Origin of the sequence: Amycolatopsis sp. SID8362, from assembly GCF_010550475.1 — a bacterium.
GTDB lineage: Bacteria > Actinomycetota > Actinomycetes > Mycobacteriales > Pseudonocardiaceae > Amycolatopsis > Amycolatopsis eburnea.
In genome coordinates this window covers 1-890 of sequence record NZ_JAAGNB010001141.1, presented here as the reverse complement: position 1 = coordinate 890, position 890 = coordinate 1, and the positions used below count along the sequence as shown (strand labels likewise).

Annotated in this window: 2 protein-coding genes; both read right to left on the bottom strand. The window is 75.3% G+C overall.

Features of this window, described 5'->3' with window-relative positions; genetic code table 11:
* The coding region (locus tag G3I65_RS35425) for an esterase/lipase family protein (RefSeq protein ID WP_375336749.1) at positions 1-481 on the bottom strand (481 nt) is incomplete at its 3' end.
* Positions 482-551: 70 nt separating this feature from the next.
* Positions 552-890: CHAT domain-containing protein (locus G3I65_RS35420; RefSeq protein ID WP_160699958.1), on the bottom strand; the 339-nt coding region annotated here is incomplete at its 5' end.

Genomic DNA, 890 nt, shown 5'->3' with positions numbered 1-890 from the left:
TGGCGAGGCCGGTCCCGTGCATCGGCGCGCCGAGCGTGACGACCCGGCGGGCCTGGTGGCCGCCGCCCTCGCGGCTCACCCACAGCCGGGCCACTACGCCGCCCGCGGAGTAGCCGACGACGTCGACCGAAGGCGCTCCTTGCGCGTACGCGCGTTCGACGGCGTCGGCTAGGACGGCGGCTTGCTCGACGAGGTCGCCGGTGCCGTCGCCGGCCAAGGTGAGGACTTCGGTGCCGCGGCCGGTCGCCTGGCGGATCCGCGCGGCGAGTTCGTCGAGTGCGCCCTGTCCGCCGCCGTAGCCGGGGACGAGGAGCACCGGGCCGGGCTTGTTCTGGTCCGGCGTCCCGGCCTCCGGCGCGGCTTTCGTGCCGGAGGCGGCGATGGCGGTCGCGGCGACGGCGGCCACCACGACGACGGCGACGCTGGTCAGCATCAGACGTCGCCGCGGGCTGATGCCGCGCCACCAGGCCGTGATCCGCACAGCTCCATGATGACCCGGCCCGTGCGTAGCTGTCGTGAGTGTTCAGTCGGGTTAGAACCCGACTGAACACTCACGAGCCGGCGCCGTAGCAGACGTAACTCGTGGCGGCGGGGGAGTCCGGCAGCTCCGCCTGGGCGCGGGCGAGGGCCTCGGACGGTGTGAGGCCCGCCGCGAGGTGGCGGTGGTGGCGGACCATCAGGGCGCGGCCGGCGTCGTCGGGGATCGGGAGGACCGTCGCCACCAGGCTCGTCGTGCCCAGCGCGAGCAGCGCCGAGGCCAGGCCCAGCAGCTCGTCGCCCGCGTGGATCGCCGAGCGGCCCGAGTCGCAGCCGGACAGCACGACCTGCCGCGGCGGGCGGGCCAGCCGTTCGAGGTCGTACACCGTGAGCGGCCCGTCGGCCAGGCGCAG